14 protein-coding genes and 1 riboswitch are annotated in these 17,257 nt (G+C 70.0%); of the genes, 9 read left to right on the plus strand and 5 right to left on the minus strand.

Going from position 1 to position 17,257, the window contains the following annotated elements; genetic code table 11:
- Positions 1–449: 449 nt before the first annotated feature.
- From ACGFT2_RS15220 to gcvT, 4 genes are all read right to left on the minus strand, one after another.
- The gene (locus ACGFT2_RS15220; RefSeq protein WP_393277934.1) at positions 450–1,817 is read right to left on the minus strand and encodes an L-serine ammonia-lyase; all 1,368 of its coding nucleotides are present in this window, start codon (positions 1,815–1,817) and stop codon (positions 450–452) included.
- A gap of 119 nt (positions 1,818–1,936) precedes the next feature.
- A complete protein-coding gene (glyA, locus tag ACGFT2_RS15225) occupies positions 1,937–3,217 on the minus strand; it encodes a serine hydroxymethyltransferase (RefSeq protein ID WP_393277936.1) in 1,281 nt (426 codons plus the stop codon).
- Positions 3,218–3,231: 14 nt separating this feature from the next.
- Positions 3,232–3,609 (minus strand): glycine cleavage system protein GcvH, encoded by a 378-nt coding sequence (gene gcvH, locus ACGFT2_RS15230; RefSeq protein ID WP_393277938.1) that lies wholly within the window; start codon positions 3,607–3,609, stop codon positions 3,232–3,234.
- Positions 3,610–3,726: 117 nt separating this feature from the next.
- Entirely contained in the window at positions 3,727–4,845 is a 1,119-nt protein-coding gene (gcvT, locus tag ACGFT2_RS15235; RefSeq protein ID WP_393277940.1) for a glycine cleavage system aminomethyltransferase GcvT, read from the minus strand.
- Between the two features lie 155 nt (positions 4,846–5,000).
- Positions 5,001–5,093, minus strand: a riboswitch (glycine riboswitch).
- A 179-nt stretch (positions 5,094–5,272) separates the two neighbouring features.
- Between gcvT and ACGFT2_RS15240 the strand changes: the two genes are divergently transcribed.
- From ACGFT2_RS15240 to ACGFT2_RS15250, 3 genes are all read left to right on the plus strand, one after another.
- Entirely contained in the window at positions 5,273–5,953 is a 681-nt protein-coding gene (locus tag ACGFT2_RS15240; RefSeq protein ID WP_393277942.1) for an AAA family ATPase, read from the plus strand.
- A gap of 271 nt (positions 5,954–6,224) precedes the next feature.
- Positions 6,225–7,016: an enhanced serine sensitivity protein SseB gene (locus ACGFT2_RS15245; protein WP_393277944.1), complete on the plus strand. Its 792-nt coding sequence runs from the start codon at positions 6,225–6,227 to the stop codon at positions 7,014–7,016.
- 172 nt (positions 7,017–7,188) lie between these two features.
- The gene (locus tag ACGFT2_RS15250; RefSeq protein WP_393278409.1) at positions 7,189–7,962 is read left to right on the plus strand and encodes an enhanced serine sensitivity protein SseB C-terminal domain-containing protein; all 774 of its coding nucleotides are present in this window, start codon (positions 7,189–7,191) and stop codon (positions 7,960–7,962) included.
- A gap of 81 nt (positions 7,963–8,043) precedes the next feature.
- Here ACGFT2_RS15250 and ACGFT2_RS15255 read toward each other — a convergent pair whose 3' ends face one another.
- A complete protein-coding gene (locus tag ACGFT2_RS15255; RefSeq protein WP_393277946.1) occupies positions 8,044–8,589 on the minus strand; it encodes a hypothetical protein in 546 nt (181 codons plus the stop codon).
- A 557-nt stretch (positions 8,590–9,146) separates the two neighbouring features.
- Between ACGFT2_RS15255 and ACGFT2_RS15260 the strand changes: the two genes are divergently transcribed.
- The 6 genes from ACGFT2_RS15260 to ACGFT2_RS15285 all read left to right on the plus strand — a co-directional run bounded on the left by ACGFT2_RS15260 (position 9,147) and on the right by ACGFT2_RS15285 (position 17,214).
- Complete coding sequence (locus tag ACGFT2_RS15260; protein WP_393277948.1) at positions 9,147–10,142, plus strand: ABC transporter permease; 996 nt, start codon at positions 9,147–9,149, stop codon at positions 10,140–10,142.
- Positions 10,143–10,237: 95 nt separating this feature from the next.
- The gene (locus ACGFT2_RS15265) at positions 10,238–12,007 is read left to right on the plus strand and encodes an ABC transporter substrate-binding protein (RefSeq protein ID WP_393277950.1); all 1,770 of its coding nucleotides are present in this window, start codon (positions 10,238–10,240) and stop codon (positions 12,005–12,007) included.
- A gap of 127 nt (positions 12,008–12,134) precedes the next feature.
- On the plus strand, positions 12,135–13,136 hold the full coding sequence (locus ACGFT2_RS15270; RefSeq protein WP_393278412.1) for an ABC transporter permease: 1,002 nt from the start codon (positions 12,135–12,137) through the stop codon (positions 13,134–13,136).
- A complete protein-coding gene (locus ACGFT2_RS15275) occupies positions 13,133–14,230 on the plus strand; it encodes an ABC transporter ATP-binding protein (protein WP_393277952.1) in 1,098 nt (365 codons plus the stop codon). The genes ACGFT2_RS15270 and ACGFT2_RS15275 overlap by 4 nt, the downstream gene beginning before the upstream one ends.
- A gap of 23 nt (positions 14,231–14,253) precedes the next feature.
- On the plus strand, positions 14,254–15,708 hold the full coding sequence (locus tag ACGFT2_RS15280) for a dipeptide ABC transporter ATP-binding protein (protein WP_393277955.1): 1,455 nt from the start codon (positions 14,254–14,256) through the stop codon (positions 15,706–15,708).
- 114 nt (positions 15,709–15,822) lie between these two features.
- A complete protein-coding gene (locus tag ACGFT2_RS15285) occupies positions 15,823–17,214 on the plus strand; it encodes a M1 family metallopeptidase (protein ID WP_393277957.1) in 1,392 nt (463 codons plus the stop codon).
- Positions 17,215–17,257: the final 43 nt, after the last annotated feature.

The following is a 17,257-nucleotide window of genomic DNA, read 5'->3' on the forward strand; positions in this document are numbered from 1 at the left end:
GTCCCGGCTGACGGCAACCCCTCGTTCGCCGGGCCGTCGCCCGGACACGGCTTCCCGTGGAGCGAAGTTCATCCGGACAACCCCGCTCGCCCGGGTGTCGTCACGGCGGTACCGGAGCGGAGAGGACCAACGCCGTGGCATCCCTCTCCCAGGCCTCCGCGTCCGCGAGATCAGGCCCTGGGGCAACCCCGCCGGCAGCCGGGCCTTCGGGCGCCGAGCCGGCGACGCGTGGCTCTCGGTCGCCGCGGCTGGCATGCCCACCAGGCCGCCGGTCCCGGCACCGTCGGCCGCTCCCCGCTCACCGACATCCTCACGGTCCAGCCCGCCCGACACGCACCTACGTGTGGGACGCGGCGGCCACCGCCGTCGGCACCGAGGTCTCCTTCACGAAGACCCCCGGCCGGCACCGGTCCCGGGCGGCGGCGCGGCAGAGGCCCGTCGGTCCGCCCTCAGCACTCGATGATGTTCACCGCGAGCCCGCCGCGCGCGGTCTCCTTGTACTTCACCGACATGTCGGCGCCCGTCTCCTTCATGGTCTTGATGACCTTGTCCAGGGACACCTTGTGGGAGCCGTCGCCGCGCATCGCCATCTTCGCGGCCGTGACCGCCTTCACCGCGGCCATGCCGTTGCGCTCGATGCACGGGATCTGGACCAGGCCGCCGACCGGGTCGCAGGTCAGGCCCAGGTTGTGCTCCATGCCGATCTCGGCCGCGTTCTCCACCTTCTCCGGCGATCCGCCCAGCACCTCCGCCAGCGCGCCGGCCGCCATCGAGCAGGCCGAGCCGACCTCGCCCTGGCAGCCGACCTCGGCGCCGGAGATGGAGGCGTTCTCCTTGAAGAGCATGCCGATCGCGCCCGCGGCGAGCAGGAAGCGGACGACCCCGTCCTCGTCGGCGCCCGGCACGAAGTCCATGTAGTAGTGCAGGACCGCCGGGATGATGCCCGCCGCGCCGTTCGTGGGGGCGGTGACGACCCGGCCGCCGGCCGCGTTCTCCTCGTTCACCGCCATCGCGTAGAGCGTGATCCACTCCATCGCGTGCGCCAGCGGGTCGCCCTCGGCGCGCAGCTGGCGGGCCGAGACGGCCGCGCGGCGGCGGACCTTCAGGCCGCCCGGCAGGATGCCCTCGCGGGACATGCCGCGCTGCACGCACTCGCGCATCACGCGCCAGATCTCCAGCAGACCGGCCCGGATCTCCTCCTCGGTGCGCCAGGCCCGCTCGTTCTCCAGCATCAGGGAGGAGATGGACAGGCCCGTCTCCTTCGTCAGGCGCAGCAGCTCGTCGCCCGTGCGGAAGGGGTACTTCAGCACCGTGTCGTCCAGCACGATGCGGTCCGCGCCGACCGCGTCCTCGTCGACGACGAAGCCGCCGCCGACCGAGTAGTACGTCTTGGAGAGCAGCTCCGTGCCGGCCGCGTCGTACGCCCATATCGTCATGCCGTTGGCGTGGTAGGGCAGGGCCTTGCGGCGGTGCAGGACCAGGTCGTCGTCGAAGGAGAAGGCGATCTCGTGCTCGCCGAGGACCCTCAGCCGTCCGCTCCGCTTGATCGTCTCCATGCGCTCGTCGGCCGTCTCGACGTCCACCGTGCGCGGTGAGGCGCCTTCCAGACCCAGCAGGACCGCCTTCGGCGTGCCGTGGCCGTGGCCGGTCGCGCCGAGTGAGCCGTACAGCTCACAGCGCAGGGACGCGACGGAACCGAGCAGGTCCTCGTTGCGCAGCCGGCGGGCGAACATGCGCGCCGCCCGCATCGGGCCGACCGTGTGGGAGCTGGACGGGCCGATGCCGATCGAGAACAGGTCGAAGACCGAGATGGCCACGGGTGACTCCTCAATACGGGTGAAGCAGGGGTGGTGCGGGGGTGGTGCAGGACTGACACAGGGGTGCGGACACCGCGCACCGGTTCTTCCAGTGTGCGCGGTGCCCCGCGAAAGGTGACTTACTTGTTCAGACCCGGGTACAGCGGGTGCTTGGCGGCGAGCGCCTGCACGCGCGCCTTCAGGGCCTCGGCGTCGGCCGCCCCGAAGGGGGAGGGCGCCTTCAGCGCCTCGGCGATCACGTCCGCGACCTCGGCGAAGTCCTCGGCCGTGAAGCCGCGGGTGGCGAGGGCCGGCGTACCGATCCTGAGGCCCGAGGTGACCATCGGCGGGCGCGGGTCGTTCGGGACGGCGTTGCGGTTGACCGTGATGCCGACCTCGTGGAGGCGGTCCTCGGCCTGCTGGCCGTCCAGCTCGGACTCGCGCAGGTCCACCAGGATCAGGTGCACGTCGGTGCCGCCGGACAGGACGTTCACCCCGGCCTCGCGGGCGTCGGGCGCGGTGAGGCGCTCGGCGAGGATGCGGGCACCCTCCACCGTGACGCGCTGCCGCTCCTTGAACTCCTCGCCCGCCGCGACCTTGAACGACACGGCCTTGGCCGCGATCACGTGCTCCAGGGGGCCGCCCTGGAAGCCCGGGAAGACGGAGGAGTTCAGCTTCTTCGCGAACTCCTTCTTCGCCAGGATGACGCCGCCGCGCGGGCCGCCGAGGGTCTTGTGGGTGGTCGAGGTGACCACGTGCGCGTGCTCCACCGGGTTCGGGTGGAGACCGGCGGCGACCAGGCCCGCGAAGTGCGCCATGTCGACCCACAGGTACGCCTCGACCTCGTCGGCGATCCGGCGGAACTCGGCGAAGTCCAGCTCGCGCGGGTACGCCGACCAGCCGGCGATGATCACCTTGGGGCGGTGCTCCTTGGCGAGCTTCTCGACCTCGGCCATGTCGACCAGGCCGGTCCCGGCGTCCACGTGGTAGGCGACCACGTCGAACTGCTTGCCGGAGAAGTTCAGCCGCATCCCGTGGGTCAGGTGGCCGCCGTGCGCCAGGTCCAGGCCGAGGATGGTGTCCCCGGGCTGGGCCAGCGCGAACAGGGCCGCCTGGTTCGCGGAGGCGCCGGAGTGGGGCTGCACGTTGGCGTACTCGGCGCCGAACAGCTCCTTGATCCGGTCGATGGCGATCTGCTCGGCGACGTCGACGTGCTCGCAGCCGCCGTAGTAGCGGCGGCCGGGGTAGCCCTCGGCGTACTTGTTGGTGAGGACCGAGCCCTGCGCCTCCATCACCGCGAGCGGCGCGAAGTTCTCGGAGGCGATCATCTCCAGCGTGGACTGCTGGCGGTGCAGCTCGGCGTCGACCGCGGCGGCGATCTCCGGGTCCAGCTCGTGCAGGGGCGTGTTCAGCACAGTCATGGGGCTACGACTCCTCAGCCGGCGGTGTGGGCGGCGTACTCGTCGGCGGAGAGCAGGTCGTCCGGCTCGCCGCTGATGCGCACCTTGAACAGCCAGCCGCCCTCGAAGGGGGCGGAGTTCACCAGCGACGGGTCGTTGACGACGTCCTCGTTGGTCTCGGTGATCTCACCGGAGACCGGCGAGTAGAGGTCGGAGACCGACTTCGTCGACTCCAGCTCACCGCAGGTCTCGCCCGCCTCCACGGTGGAGCCGACCTCGGGGAGCTGGGCGTAGACCACATCGCCGAGCGCGTTGGCCGCGAACTCGGTGATGCCGACCGTCGCGACGCCGTTCTCGGCGGCCGACAGCCACTCGTGCTCCTTGCTGTAGCGCAGCTGCTGGGGATTGCTCATGGCCTGAATTCTCCTGTACGCGCGGGAGTGCTGATGAAAGGGGGGAGTGATGGAGCTGCTCGTGAGCAGGGGACATGTGCGCAGGGTCACGCCGTCGGGACGCCGCGCGTCCAGTGTCTACTTCTGGCGCTTGTAGAACGGCAGTGCCACGACCTCGTACGACTCGTGGGTGCCCCGGATGTCCACGCCGACGCCCTCGCTGCCCGGCGCGGAGTGCGCCGCGTCGACGTAGGCCATGGCGATCGGCTTGCCCAGGGTGGGCGAGGGGGCGCCGGAGGTGACCTCGCCGATCACCTTCCCGCCCGCGACGACGGAGTAACCGGCGCGCGGCACCCGACGGCCTCCGGCGACCAGGCCGACGAGTACCCGCGGGGGGTTCTCCTGAGCCCGGGCGGCGGCCTCGGTGAGCGCCTCGCGGCCCACGAAGTCGCCCTCCTTCTCGAACTTGACCACTCGGCCGAGCCCGGCGTCGAAGGGGGTGAGCCCGGTGGTCAGCTCGTGCCCGTACAGCGGCATGCCCGCCTCCAGGCGCAGGGTGTCCCGGCAGGACAGGCCGCACGGGATCAGCCCCACGCCCTCGCCCGCCCCGGTCAGCGCCTGCCACAGCTGCACGGCGTGCTCCGGCTTCACGAACAGTTCGAAGCCGTCCTCGCCGGTGTAGCCGGTGCGGGCGATCAGCGCCGGGACCCCGGCGACGGTGCCGGGCAGACCGGCGTAGTACTTCAGATTGTCCAGGTCCGCGTCGGTGAGGGACTTCAGGATGCCCGGGGACTCGGGACCCTGGACGGCGATCAGCGCGTAGGCGTCGCGGTCGTCGCGGACCTCGGCGTCGAAGCCGGCGGCGCGCTCGGTCAGCGCGTCCAGCACCACCTGGGCGTTGGAGGCGTTGGCCACGACCATGTACTCGGTCTCGGCGAGCCGGTAGACGATCAGGTCGTCCAGGATGCCGCCGTCGGCCTGGCAGATCATGGTGTAGCGGGCGCGGCCGACGCCGACGGAGGCGATGTTGCCGACCAGGGCGAAGTTCAGGAGGGCGGCCGCACCGGCGCCGGTGACGGTGATCTCCCCCATGTGGGAGAGGTCGAACAGGCCGGCCTTGGTCCGCACCGCGAGGTGCTCGTCCCGCTCGGAGCCGTAGCGCAGGGGCATGTCCCAGCCGGCGAAGTCGGTCATCGTCGCGCCGAGCGAGCGATGCAGCGCGTCCAGCGCGGTACGACGGGGTTCGGTACTGCTCATCGGTCGGTCGTCTCCCAGGGCAGACATGACGGGCGAGGAACGTCCTCCCCATCTGTCATCGGAACCTGAGAGGTTCGCCTCGACCGCCACGGGGGCGATCACGGCTTGCACCTTGGGTGGAGCCACTGTGGCAGCGGCTCGCTTTTCAGATGTGCCTCGCCCGCGCGGTAACGGGGCCTGAGAGATTCAAGGGAGGGACTTGCTCCTTCGGCGCCCCAGGAAGCTGGGGACTCTCCCGCGCGGATTCAAGCGGCCGGTATGCAGTTGGCGGGCACATCATTGCACGCCGCGCCCCCGCCCGTCAGGGCCCGCATCCGTAACCGACCTGTGGCAGTACGCGCACGAAAACGCCGACCCTCGCCCATTACCTTCTCTTTACGTAAAGCGGGCATGAGGATGACCGAGGCCACAGGGGAGGACGATCACGGTGAACAGGACCACGGCGTACGTCACCGCAGCAGCCACCACGACCGGTGTCGCGGTGCCGAAGCAGCCCTCCGCCCCCGCCCGCGAGCGCCGCGCGCGGCGCCCCGTACCGGTCGTCCGCGACCTGCGCGAACGGGACGGCCACAGCCCCCGGGCCCTGGTCTTCGGCCCCCGGGACGTCGTGGTGGTCACCGGCCTGCCCGGCGGCGGCAAGTCCACGCTGATGCGGCGCGCGGTCCACGGCCGCCGCATCGACTCCCAGGACACCCGCGACCGCTTCGCGGACCGCCTGCCCCGCGTCCTGCCCTACGCGCTCTACCGCCCCCTGGTGCGCCTCGCCCACTACACCGGCCTGCGCCGCGCGCTGCGCGCTGGGGAGGGCGTCGCCGTGCACGACTGCGGCACCCAGGCCTGGGTGCGCGCCTGGCTGGCCCGCGAGGCCCGCCGCCGCGGCGGCACCCTGCACCTGCTGCTGCTCGACGTCGCACCGGAGACCGCCCGGGACGGCCAGCGCGAGCGCGGCCGGGGCGTCTCCCGGTACGCCTTCGGCCGCCACCGGCGTACCACCGCCCGGCTGCTCGGCGCGATCGAGCGCGGCGAGCTGCCCGCGGGCTGCGGCTCGGCGGTGGTGCTGGACCGGTCCGCGGCGGACACCCTGCACCGCATCGGCTTCACCGGCTGAACAGCCCACCGGCATCCCGGGCCCACCGGCATCCCGGGCCGAACAGCTCACCGGCTTCACCGGGCGACCAGCCCGCCTCCCGGGCCGAACAGCTCACCGGCTCCACCGGGCGACCAGCCCGCCTCCCGGGCCGAACAGCTCACCGGCTCCACCGGGCGATCAGCCCACCGGCATCCCCGGCCGAGCGGATCACCGGGCGCGGGTACGGGCACCTTTCGCCGCCCGCTAGCCTTCTTGCTCACAGCAGTGGTTCCCAGCAGGCGGTAGGCAGATGGACTTCCCGGCGGACATTCCCGCGGACTTCCCGGCACAGACGCACCCCCACCCGCACGGCGGTTGGCCCGGCAACGAGCTGGAGGAGGTGCTCTCGGCCTCCCTCGGCATCCCGTCCGCGGGCGGCCGGATCATCGAGGTCCTCGGCCGGAGCCTGCTGTGGGTCCCCCTGCCGAACGGCGGGGACCCGCACAGCGTCCCGATGGACCTGCCCACGATGGACATCGGCGGCCAGGCGTACGTCCCGGTGTTCACCTCGGAGGAGCAGCTCCGCCTGGTCGCCGGCTCCCACATGTCGTACACCGTCGCGCCCGCCGTGGAGTTCGCCCAGGGCCTGCCCCCGCAGGCGGGCCTGGCCGTGAACCCCGGTGGCGTGGTGGGCGTTCCGCTGCCGCCCGACGCGGTGGCCGAGCTGTGCCGCGTGGGCCGTACTCCGCTCGACGGTCCCGGCACGGGCGGCCGGGTCCGGCTCTTCGAGCCCGACTGGCAGGAGGACCCCGTCGACTTCCTCGCCGCCGCCTCCGCCGAGTTCGCCGGGACCGGCGTGGTCCGCACCGCCCGGCGCTGCCTGGCCGCCGTCGAGACGGCCGACCCGGTGCTGTTCGTCGGCGTGGAACTCTCCAGCTGGGAGGGCGACCTGCGCGAACTGCCGCTGGCGGCCCTCGGCCGGGCCCTCGGCAAAGTCCCGGTCAAGTGGCCGGTCAACCTCGTCCTCCTCGACGTGACCGACGACCCGGTCGCCGACTGGCTGCGGACGAAGGTCCACCCCTTCTTCCAGCACGGTCACTGACCTGCCCCGAAGGTGCGCGGACAGCCGCACGGCCGGCCGCGCACGACCCGCACCCGCGGACGAACCCGAGGCTCCGGGGCACCGGGCGCATAAGCTGTCTCCGAAACGAGGGGCAAACGAAGAAGGGCCGGTACGACAGGTGAGCGCGAGCCACAGCGGCAGCGTCGAGCACATGCTGCGCCAGGTCACGCCCGGACGCTACGACGCCTACGAGGCCCTGCTGCGCGCCCTCGCCACCCCGTCCTCCGGCCAGATCTGGATGCTCCTGTGGCACGGCCAGGCCGGCTCCCCGGACGCCCAGTACGGGGACATGGAGGTCGACGGCTTCCACTACGCCCCCTGCGTGACCTCCGCCCAGGAGCTGTCCGCCAGTGGCTGGAACCGTTCCTACGAGGTCGTCGACGGACTCGACGTGGCCCGCACCCTCTACCCGGACCACTACGGCCTCTGGCTCAACCCGCACGCCCACGGAGGCGGCGTCGGCATCCCCTGGCTGGATCTGCGCCGCATCGCCACGGGCCTGGACCGCCAGCCCGCCGGGCCGCTCCGGGTCACCGAACCCGGTATCGAGATCCCGCAGTTCTACGCCCTGCTGACGCAGAACGCCCACCGGACCCCGGCCCTGCGTTCGCTGCGCCGCGCCTGGGTGCAGCCGGCGCTCGGGGCGCCCTACCTCACCATCGGCCTGGACGTGTACGACGCCTCGCCCGCCGCGGTGGACTCGGTGCGCGCGATGATGCAGCAGTCGGTCGGGGCGGTCCCGGAGGGGCTGCCCGTGTCGACGGTCGCGATGACGGACGAGTACGACCCGGTGGTGATGTGGCTGCGCGCCAACGCGCGCCCGTTCTACGACCGCGAGGCCCACGCGGCCCCGCCGCAGCCCCAGCTCCCGCCGCAGGCCCCGGCCGCCGGCTACGGCTATCCGCCGGTGCACGGCGGCTACTGAACCGCACGCCCGGCCGGCCCGGACGGGAACGGGACCCCGCACCGGTTCGGGGTCCCGTCCTCATTCCTCACACGCCACGTGTCAGGCGTTCTCGCGCAGCCACACGTTGTTGGAGTTGCCCTTCATCGGAGTGATCATCGTGTGCTTCCACTTCACCTTGGTCTTGGAGCAGTGGGCCACGTCCCAGATGTACTTGGTGATGGTCTGCTTCTTGGCGAGGTGCCACATCCGGATGCGCTGCGTCTTGCCCCGGTCGATGTAGAGGACGTACTCCCACTCCTCCTTGTGCGACCACTTCTTCGCGAGCTTCACACCGGCCTTGACCTCGGCCTTGGCGATCCACTTGCCGATCTCCGCCTTGGCCTCGGCGGAACCCTCCACGGAGCTGGCAGCCGACTTGACGTCGTGGTAGCGGGCCTGGCCGGGACCCTGCACGGCGGAGCTGGCCAGGCCGGTCCTGATCCTGGCCTTCTTCGCCGAGCCGGCCACGTAGCGCGGCTTGAGGTCGTCGCGGTCGGGCTGGCAGCCGGCCGAAGCGGTACCGGCCGACACCGCGACGATGGTCAGCGATCCGGCCAGCGTGGCCAGCGCGGCAGTGCTCGCGGTGAGCTTTCTGCGTGTGGTCATCGTTCCCCCGTTCGAGTGTGCCCGAGCAACCGCACAAGATGTGAAGAAGCTCTGGGCGTCGTGTGTGTCGCCGGAAAAAGTAGCGAGCAACTCCCTTGCCCTCTACGGGAGTTCACAAGCGGAACGGGGTGATGCTCAGGGGAACCTCAAGTGATCTTGTTCGCGTTCGTTGACGAGTGAATCATGTATGCGGATTGCCCGGGCTTGTTCCGTGGACAGTTGCCGCCCGATGGCCGAAAGCGGGCACCTCGCGGGCGTGGTGTGATCCAGGCCACTCGGCGATCCGGCCCGGGTGTGCGGCGCCGCCCGGCCGGCGAACCGTCGGCTTTGTCTCGACTGCCCCCGTTCGGGGAGCGTTACGTGGTGTCCGCATAACGAGAAACCGCAGCCAGCATCACGTTTGCGCATCCATTCGCCCTCAAGTCTGGCAACTCATCACACCGGCATTGAAGACTCCCTCTCCAAGGGGCTCGCCCCTGTGTACGACGGACTGATTGAGGCCGCTACCAGCGGCAAGTGCGGGCCGGCCACCGCCGGTTGAGAGGGGTCCCTGCCAGATGACGGCGCCACTGCATGACACGACTGCGGAAGCGACCCCGACCGCGCCGCCGGAGACGGGCGGCGGCCGGAAGATCGAGGGCCGGTCTCTCAAGCAGATCGCCTGGCACCGGCTGAAGCAGGACAAACTGGCCCTCGCCGGTGGCTGCACGGTCCTGGTCCTCGTGCTGGTCGCCGTCTTCGCCCCGCTGCTCGTCTCGCTGCTCGGCCACCCGCCGAACGAGTTCCACCAGGAGAAGCTGGACGAGCTGACCAACCTCCCCAAGGGTGCCTGGGGCGGTGTGAGCGGCGACTTCCTCTTCGGCGTCGAACCGAACAAGGGACGTGACGTCTTCAGCCGTATCGTCTACGGCGCCCGCATCTCGCTGCTCGTGGCGTTCCTGGCCGCCGTGGTCGCGGTCGTGTTCGGCACCCTGTTCGGCATCATGGCGGGCTACTTCGGCGGCTGGGTCGACTCGCTGATCAGCCGCACGATGGACGTGCTGCTCTCCTTCCCGCAGCTGCTGTTCATCATCTCCCTCGTCTCGGTCCTGCCCGACGACCTGCTCGGTCTGAGCGGCACCGGCGTGCGCATCGCGGTCCTCGTCCTCGTCATCGGCTTCTTCGGCTGGCCGTACGTCGGCCGTATCGTCCGCGGGCAGACGCTGAGCCTCAGGGAACGCGAATACATCGAGGCCGCGCGCAGCCTCGGCGGCGGCAGCCGGCACATCCTGTTCAAGGAACTGCTGCCCAACCTGGTCGCCCCGATCCTGGTCTACGCGACGCTCATGATCCCGACCAACATCCTCACCGAGGCCGCCCTCAGCTTCCTCGGCGCGGGTGTCCGGCCGCCCACCGCGTCCTGGGGCGGCATGCTGCGCGACGCACTGCAGACCTACGAGCACGACCCGATGTTCATGGTCTTCCCGGGCGCCACGATCTTCATCACCGTCCTCGCCTTCAACCTCTTCGGGGACGGGCTGCGCGACGCGCTGGACCCCAAGGGGACCCGCTGACCCACGACGACTTGCCCCTGCCGCACTGTCAGGCGGCTCTCTCCATGGTTCTCCGGCTAAGGCCCGGGACCGCGAATCTCGGAGGTTACGAGAAAATGCTTACAGGTTTCCCGCAGCGGCGGCTCGCTGCTGGCGCGGCCCTCGTTGTCGCGGCGCTGGTGAGCACCACTGCGTGCGGCGGCGGTGACGATGACGGCGACAGCAAGAGCAAGGGCGCCGGCTACAACGCGGCGCTGGACAAGGTGGTGAACGCGTCCACCAAGACCGGTGGCACGCTGAAGTTCGTCGGCAAGCAGGACTTCGACTCGCTGGACCCGCAGCGCACCTACTACGGCATGACCTGGGACTTCCTGCGGTTCTTCACCCGCACCCTGGTCACCTACGACACCAAGCCGGGCGCGGCGTCCAACAAGCTGGTCGGCGACCTCGCCACCGGCCCGGCCCAGGTCTCCGCCGACGGCAAGACCTACACCTACAAGCTGCGCGACGGACTGACCTGGGAGGACGGCTCCAAGCTGACCTCCAAGGACATCAAGTACGGCATCGAGCGCATCTGGGCGACCGATGTGATCACCGGCGGTCCGGCGTACATCAAGCAGACGCTCGACCCCAAGGGCGAGTACAAGGGCCCGTACAAGGACAAGTCCAAGGACAAGCTGGGCCTGAAGGCGATACAGACGCCGGACGACCAGACCATCGTCTTCAAGCTGCCCAAGCCCAACGGTGACTTCGAGCAGTTCCTCGCCATGCCGACCGGCGCGCCGGTGAAGGCCGCCAAGGACACGGGCGCCAAGTACACCCAGCACCCGCTGTCCTCCGGCCCGTACAAGGTCCAGTCGTACAACGCCGGCAAGAGCCTGACGCTGGTCCGCAACACCGCCTGGAAGAAGGCTTCGGACCCGCTCCGCCCGGCGCTGCCGGAGAAGATCACGGTGACGATCTCCGCCAACCTGGAGGAGAACGACAAGAAGCTGATGGAGGGCGACTACGACGTCGACGTCAACGGCACGGGCATGACCCAGTCGGGCCGCGTCACCGCCGTCCAGGACCACCGCGCCGACATCGACAACATCCAGACGTCCTTCGTCCGTTACGTGGCCATGGTCCACAACACGAAGCCGCTGGACGACGCGCACTGCCGCAAGGCCGTCTTCTACGCCACCGACTTCAAGGGCCTGCAGCAGACCCGTGGTGGTGAGATCGCCGGTGGTGAGATCGCCAACTCCGTCTTCCCCAAGTCCATCCCGGGCTACAGCGACTACGACCCGTACGGTGTCCTCGCCCGCAAGGGCAAGCCGGACCTGGCCAAGGCCAAGGACGAGCTGAAGCAGTGCGGCAAGCCCGGCGGCTTCTCCACGAAGATCACCGCCCGGACGAACAACCCGGGTGAGGTCGACACCGCCGAGGCCCTGCAGGAGCAGCTCGCCAAGGTCGGCATCAAGATCGAGGTCGACTCGATCGACGGTGCCCAGTCCTCCAGCATCACCGGCTCGCCGAAGGTCGTGAAGGAGCGCGGCTACGGCATGACGATGAGCGGCTGGGGCCCGGACTTCCCGACCGGTCAGGGCTACGCCCAGCCGCTGTTCGACAGCCGGTTCATCTTCGACAACGGCAACTACAACGAGTCGCAGATCAAGGACCCGAAGATCGACAAGCTCTTCGACGACGCGATCGCGACGACCGACAAGGCCAAGGCCAAGTCGCTGTACGAGCAGATGAACAAGAAGCTGATCGACAACGCCGACTGGATGCCGTTCATCTACGAGAAGAACATCTCGTGGCGCGGTCCCCGGCTGACGAACGTCTACTCGTCCGCCGCCTACAACGGCCGCTACGACTACGTCTCCCTGGGCGTCGTCAAGTAGCAGCCCGCACCACCGAAGTGATCGAACCCTTGCCGCCGAAACCCGCCAGTCCGAAGGGCAGGTGATGGCCCGGGCGGCGACCGGGACCTCCCACAAGGAGGGACCGGCCGCCGCCGGGCCGCGCACAGTGCTTGCTTACCTCATCCGGCGCCTGTTCGCCGTACTCATCATGGTGCTGGTCGTCCTGCTCGCGACCTTCACCGTCTTCTACATGCTGCCCAAGTGGGCGGGCCAGGACATCGCCGTCCTCTTCGCCGGCAAGGCCACCGGAGTCGAACAGATCGAGGGCATCCGCACCAAGCTGGGCCTCGACCAGCCGCTGTTCGTCCAGTTCTGGGACTTCGTCAAGGGCATCCCGATGGGGCGTGACTACGCCAACGGCAGTGACGTCACGCACTGTCCCGCCCCCTGCTTCGGTTACTCCTTCGTCACCGAGAAGCCGGTGTGGGACACCCTGAAGGAAGCGATGCCGGTGACCGCCGCGCTCGCCGCCGGTGCCTGTGTCCTGTGGCTCGCGGCCGGTGTCGCGGCCGGTGTCGTCTCCGCGCTCAAGCGGGGCTCGTTCTGGGACCGCGCGGCGATGATCGGCGCGCTCGGCGGTGTCTCGCTGCCGGTCTTCTTCACCGGCATGGTGGCGATGGGCCTCTTCGTCCACAACCTCGGCTGGATCCATATCGAGGACGGCCTCAACACCGACGACTCCATCGGCGTCTGGTTCGAGACGCTGCTGCTGCCGTGGATCGTGCTCGCCCTGCTGAACGCCGCCATGTACGCCCGTCTCACCCGGGCGACCATGCTGGACGTACTGGGCGAGGACTACATCCGCACCGCCCGGGCCAAGGGCCTGAAGGAACGGGCGGTCATCAGCAGACACGCCCTGCGCTCGGCGATGACCCCGATCCTCACGGTCTTCGGCCTGGACCTGGGCGCGCTGCTCGGCGGTGCCGTGCTGACGGAGTCCACCTTCAACCTGCCCGGCCTCGGTCTCGCCGCGGTGCAGGCGATCAGCAGCCACGACCTGCCGGTCATCCTCGGGGTGACCCTGCTCGCGGCCCTCGCGATCGCTCTCGCCAACCTCGCCGTCGACCTTCTGTACGCCGTCATCGACCCGCGAGTGAGGCTGGGATGACCGAACTGCACAAGACCGGAGCGGCCGTCGGCGAACCCGTCGCCGCCTCGGCCGCCCCCACCGCCTTCCTCGAGGTGCGCGACCTCAAGGTGCACTTCCCCACCGACGACGGCCTGGTCAAGTCCGTCGACGGCCTCAGCTTCCAGCTGGAGAAGGGCAAGACCCTCGGCATCGTGGGCGAGTCGGGTTCCGGCAAGTCGGTCACCTCGCTCGGCATCATGGGCCTGCACACCACGGGCCAGTACGGCAGGCGCAAGCCGCAGCTCTCCGGCGAGATCTGGCTGAACGGCACGGAGCTGCTCTCGGCCGACCCCGTCGAGGTGCGCAAGCTGCGCGGCCGCGAGATGGCCATGATCTTCCAGGACCCGCTCTCCGCGCTGCACCCGTACTACACGATCGGCAGCCAGATCGTGGAGGCGTACCGGATCCACCACGACGTCGACAAGAAGACCGCCCGCAGGCGGGCCATCGAGATGCTCGACCGGGTGGGCATCCCGCAGCCGGACAAGCGGGCGGACAGCTACCCGCACGAGTTCTCCGGCGGTATGCGCCAGCGCGCCATGATCGCCATGTCGCTGGTCAACAACCCCGAGCTGCTCATCGCGGACGAGCCGACGACCGCCCTGGACGTCACCGTCCAGGCGCAGATCCTCGACCTGATCCGCGATCTGCAGAAGGAGTTCGGCTCCGCGGTCATCGTCATCACGCACGACCTCGGCGTCGTCGCCGAGCTGGCCGACGACATCCTGGTGATGTACGGCGGCCGGTGCGTGGAGCGCGGTCCGGCCGAGAAGGTGTTCTACGAGCCCCGGCACCCGTACACCTGGGGCCTTCTCGGTTCGATGCCCCGCCTGGACCGCGAGCAGCAGGAGCGCCTGATCCCGGTCAAGGGCTCCCCGCCCTCGCTGATCAACGTCCCGTCCGGCTGCGCCTTCAACCCGCGCTGCCCGTACGCGGACCTCCCGAAGGACAACGTCACCCGCACGGTCCGCCCGGAGCTGACCGAGGTCGGCAGCCGGCACTGGGCCGCCTGCCACATGTCGCAGGAGCAGCGGGAGCGGATCTGGACCGAAGAGATTGCGCCGAAGCTGTGAGTGAGAACGCCAAGGACAAGGCAGTGAAGATCCCTGCCCAGAGCGACGGCGCGGAGCCGGCGTCCGCGGTGGCGGAGCCGGGCACCTCCGGCACGGCCACCCTCGCCAAGGGCGCCGCCCCCGGCGAGATCCTGCTGAAGGTCACCGGCCTGCAGAAGCACTTCCCCATCCGCAAGGGCCTGCTGCAGCGGCAGAGCGGTGCGGTGCGCGCCGTGGACGGCATCGACTTCGAGGTGCGTTCCGGCGAGACGCTGGGCGTCGTGGGGGAGTCGGGCTGCGGCAAGTCCACGATGGGCCGGCTGATCACCCGGCTGCTGGAGCCGACCGCGGGAACGGTCGAGTTCGAGGGCAAGGACATCACCCACCTCGGCGTCGGCGGCATGCGCCCGCTGCGCCGCGATGTGCAGATGATCTTCCAGGACCCCTACTCCTCGCTGAACCCGCGCCACACCATCGGCACCATCGTGGGCGCCCCCTTCCGGCTGCAGGGCGTCACGCCCGAGGGCGGCATCAAGAAGGAGGTGCAGCGGCTGCTGTCGGTCGTGGGTCTCAACCCCGAGCACTACAACCGCTACCCGCACGAGTTCTCCGGCGGTCAGCGCCAGCGCATCGGCATCGCCCGCGCGCTCGCCCTGAAGCCGAAGCTGGTGGTCGCCGACGAGCCGGTCTCCGCACTCGACGTCTCGATCCAGGCCCAGGTCGTCAACCTCATGGACGACCTCCAGGAGGAGCTGGGCCTGACCTACGTGATCATCGCGCACGACCTGTCCGTCGTCCGGCACGTCTCGGACCGGATCGCCGTGATGTACCTCGGCAAGATCGTCGAACTGGCCGACCGCAACTCGCTGTACGAGGCGCCGATGCACCCGTACACCAAGGCGCTGATGTCGGCGGTGCCGATCCCGGACCCGAAGCGCCGTGGTGCGAAGAGCGAGCGCATCCTGCTCCGCGGTGACGTGCCGTCCCCGATCGCCCCGCCGTCCGGCTGCCGCTTCCACACCCGGTGCTGGAAGGCGACGCAGATCTGCAAGACGACCGAGCCGCAGCTGGTGGAGCTGAAGCCCGGTCAGCGGGTGGCCTGCCACCACCCGGAGAACTTCGCCGACCAGGCCCCGCAGGACACGGTTCTGCTGTCGGCGGCGAAGGAGGCGATCGAGCTGGTTCCCGACGCGGTCATCGCCGCCGGCGCCCCCGCGGAGCCGGAGCCGGCGGAGAAGCGGACCGGGACGAAGGAGCCCGCCGGGGAGCAGGCGGCGAAGGACCCCGCGGAGAAGCGGTCCGCCGAGCCGGAGCCCGCGGAGAAGCGGTCCGCCGAGCCGGAGCCCGCGGAGAAGCGGTCCGCCGAGCCGGAGCCCGCGGCGAAGACCGCTGCCGGTGCGAAGGCCAGCGCGGAGCCGGCCGCCGCCGACGCCGACGGCTCCGCCGAGGAGCCGGCGGGTGAGGACGCGGCCGGGGCCCAGGAGCCGACCGACAAGTAGCACGACGCAAGCGGCACATGACGACTAAGTAAAGTCATGTACATGCCTGAGCGGGAGAGCGCAGAGTCGTCCGTGTCAGTCCACTGACCGGCACATGCTCGAAAGGGACGACTCATGGCACTCTCCCGTTCGGCACGTCTGGGGGCCCTCGCCACCGCGACGGCCTCCTTCCTCGTCATCGCGGCCTCCTCCGCCCCCACACACGGCGCGCCCGGCATCGGCGACCCCTACTTCCCGCGGCTCGGCAACGGCGGTTTCGACGCCCGCCACTACGACCTGGACCTCGCCTACGCCCCGGACACCGGCCGCCTGGACGGCCGTGCCACCCTCCGTGCGCGTGCGACCCGGCACCTCTCCTCCTTCGACCTCGATCTGCAGCAGCTGCACATCAGCAGGATCGAGGTCGACGGGAGAAGGGCGCGGTTCACGCGTGACGGTGACGAGATCACCGTCACCCCGCGCGACGACCTGCGCAAAGGCCGGGACTTCACCGTCTCCGTCAGCTACGGCGGAGTACCCGAGGCACTGGGCGGCCCCATCGTGTTCGGCTCGCGGTACGGCTGGATGAAGACGGCCGACGGCGTCTTCGTCGCCTGCGAGCCCAACGCCGCCTCCACCTGGTTCCCGTCCAGCGACCACCCCTCCGACAAGGCCACCTACGACATCCGGATCAAGACGCCCAAGGGCCTGACCGCCGTCTCCAACGGCCGGCTCGTGTCGGCGTTCGACAAGCACGGCTCGACGTACACCCACTGGCGGGAGAGCAGGCCGATGGCCACCTATCTCGCCACCGCCACGATCGGGAAGTTCGACGTGCGCACCGGGCGGACCCCGGGCGGCACCCCGATCTACGTCGCCGTCGACCCCGTCCTAAAGGACGCCAACAGCGTCGACGTGTACGCCGTCACCGCCGCCGCCACCGACTACTGGTCGCGCGTCTTCGGCCCGTACCCGTTCGAGGAGACCGGCGCGATCGTCGACGACATGCCCGAGGCCGGCTTCTCGCTGGAGGTGCAGAGCAAACCCGCCTACTCGGCCGTGCGCAGCGAGACGACCATCGTGCACGAGCTGGCCCACCAGTGGTTCGGCGACTCGGTGAGCGTGGCGCAGTGGAAGGACATCTGGCTCAACGAGGGCTTCGCCACCTACGCCCAGTGGCTGTGGGCCGAGCACCAGGGCACCCGCTCGGCCCATGACTCCTTCCTCGCCGGCTACGCCTCGCGGCCCGCCGACTCCTCCTTCTGGCAGACCGAGGTGGCCGACCCGCAGCGGGACACGATGTTCGCCTCCGCCGTCTACCAGCGCGGCGCGATGACCCTCCAGGCACTGCGCGAGCGGATCGGCGACACCGCCTTCTTCAAGCTGCTGCCGGCATGGACGAGGCTCCACCGCTACGGCAACGCGAGCACCGCCGACTTCATCCGGCTCGCCGAGCACGTCAGCGGCCGGCAGCTGGACGACCTCTTCGACACCTGGCTCTTCACGACAGGGAAACCCGCCCTGTGAGCCTGGCTTTGTAAGGTTCAGGCCCGGCGACGGGTGAGAATGT

The sequence above is a fragment of the Streptomyces sp. NPDC048514 genome (assembly GCF_043199955.1).
In the GTDB taxonomy this organism is placed as follows: Bacteria; Actinomycetota; Actinomycetes; order Streptomycetales; family Streptomycetaceae; genus Streptomyces.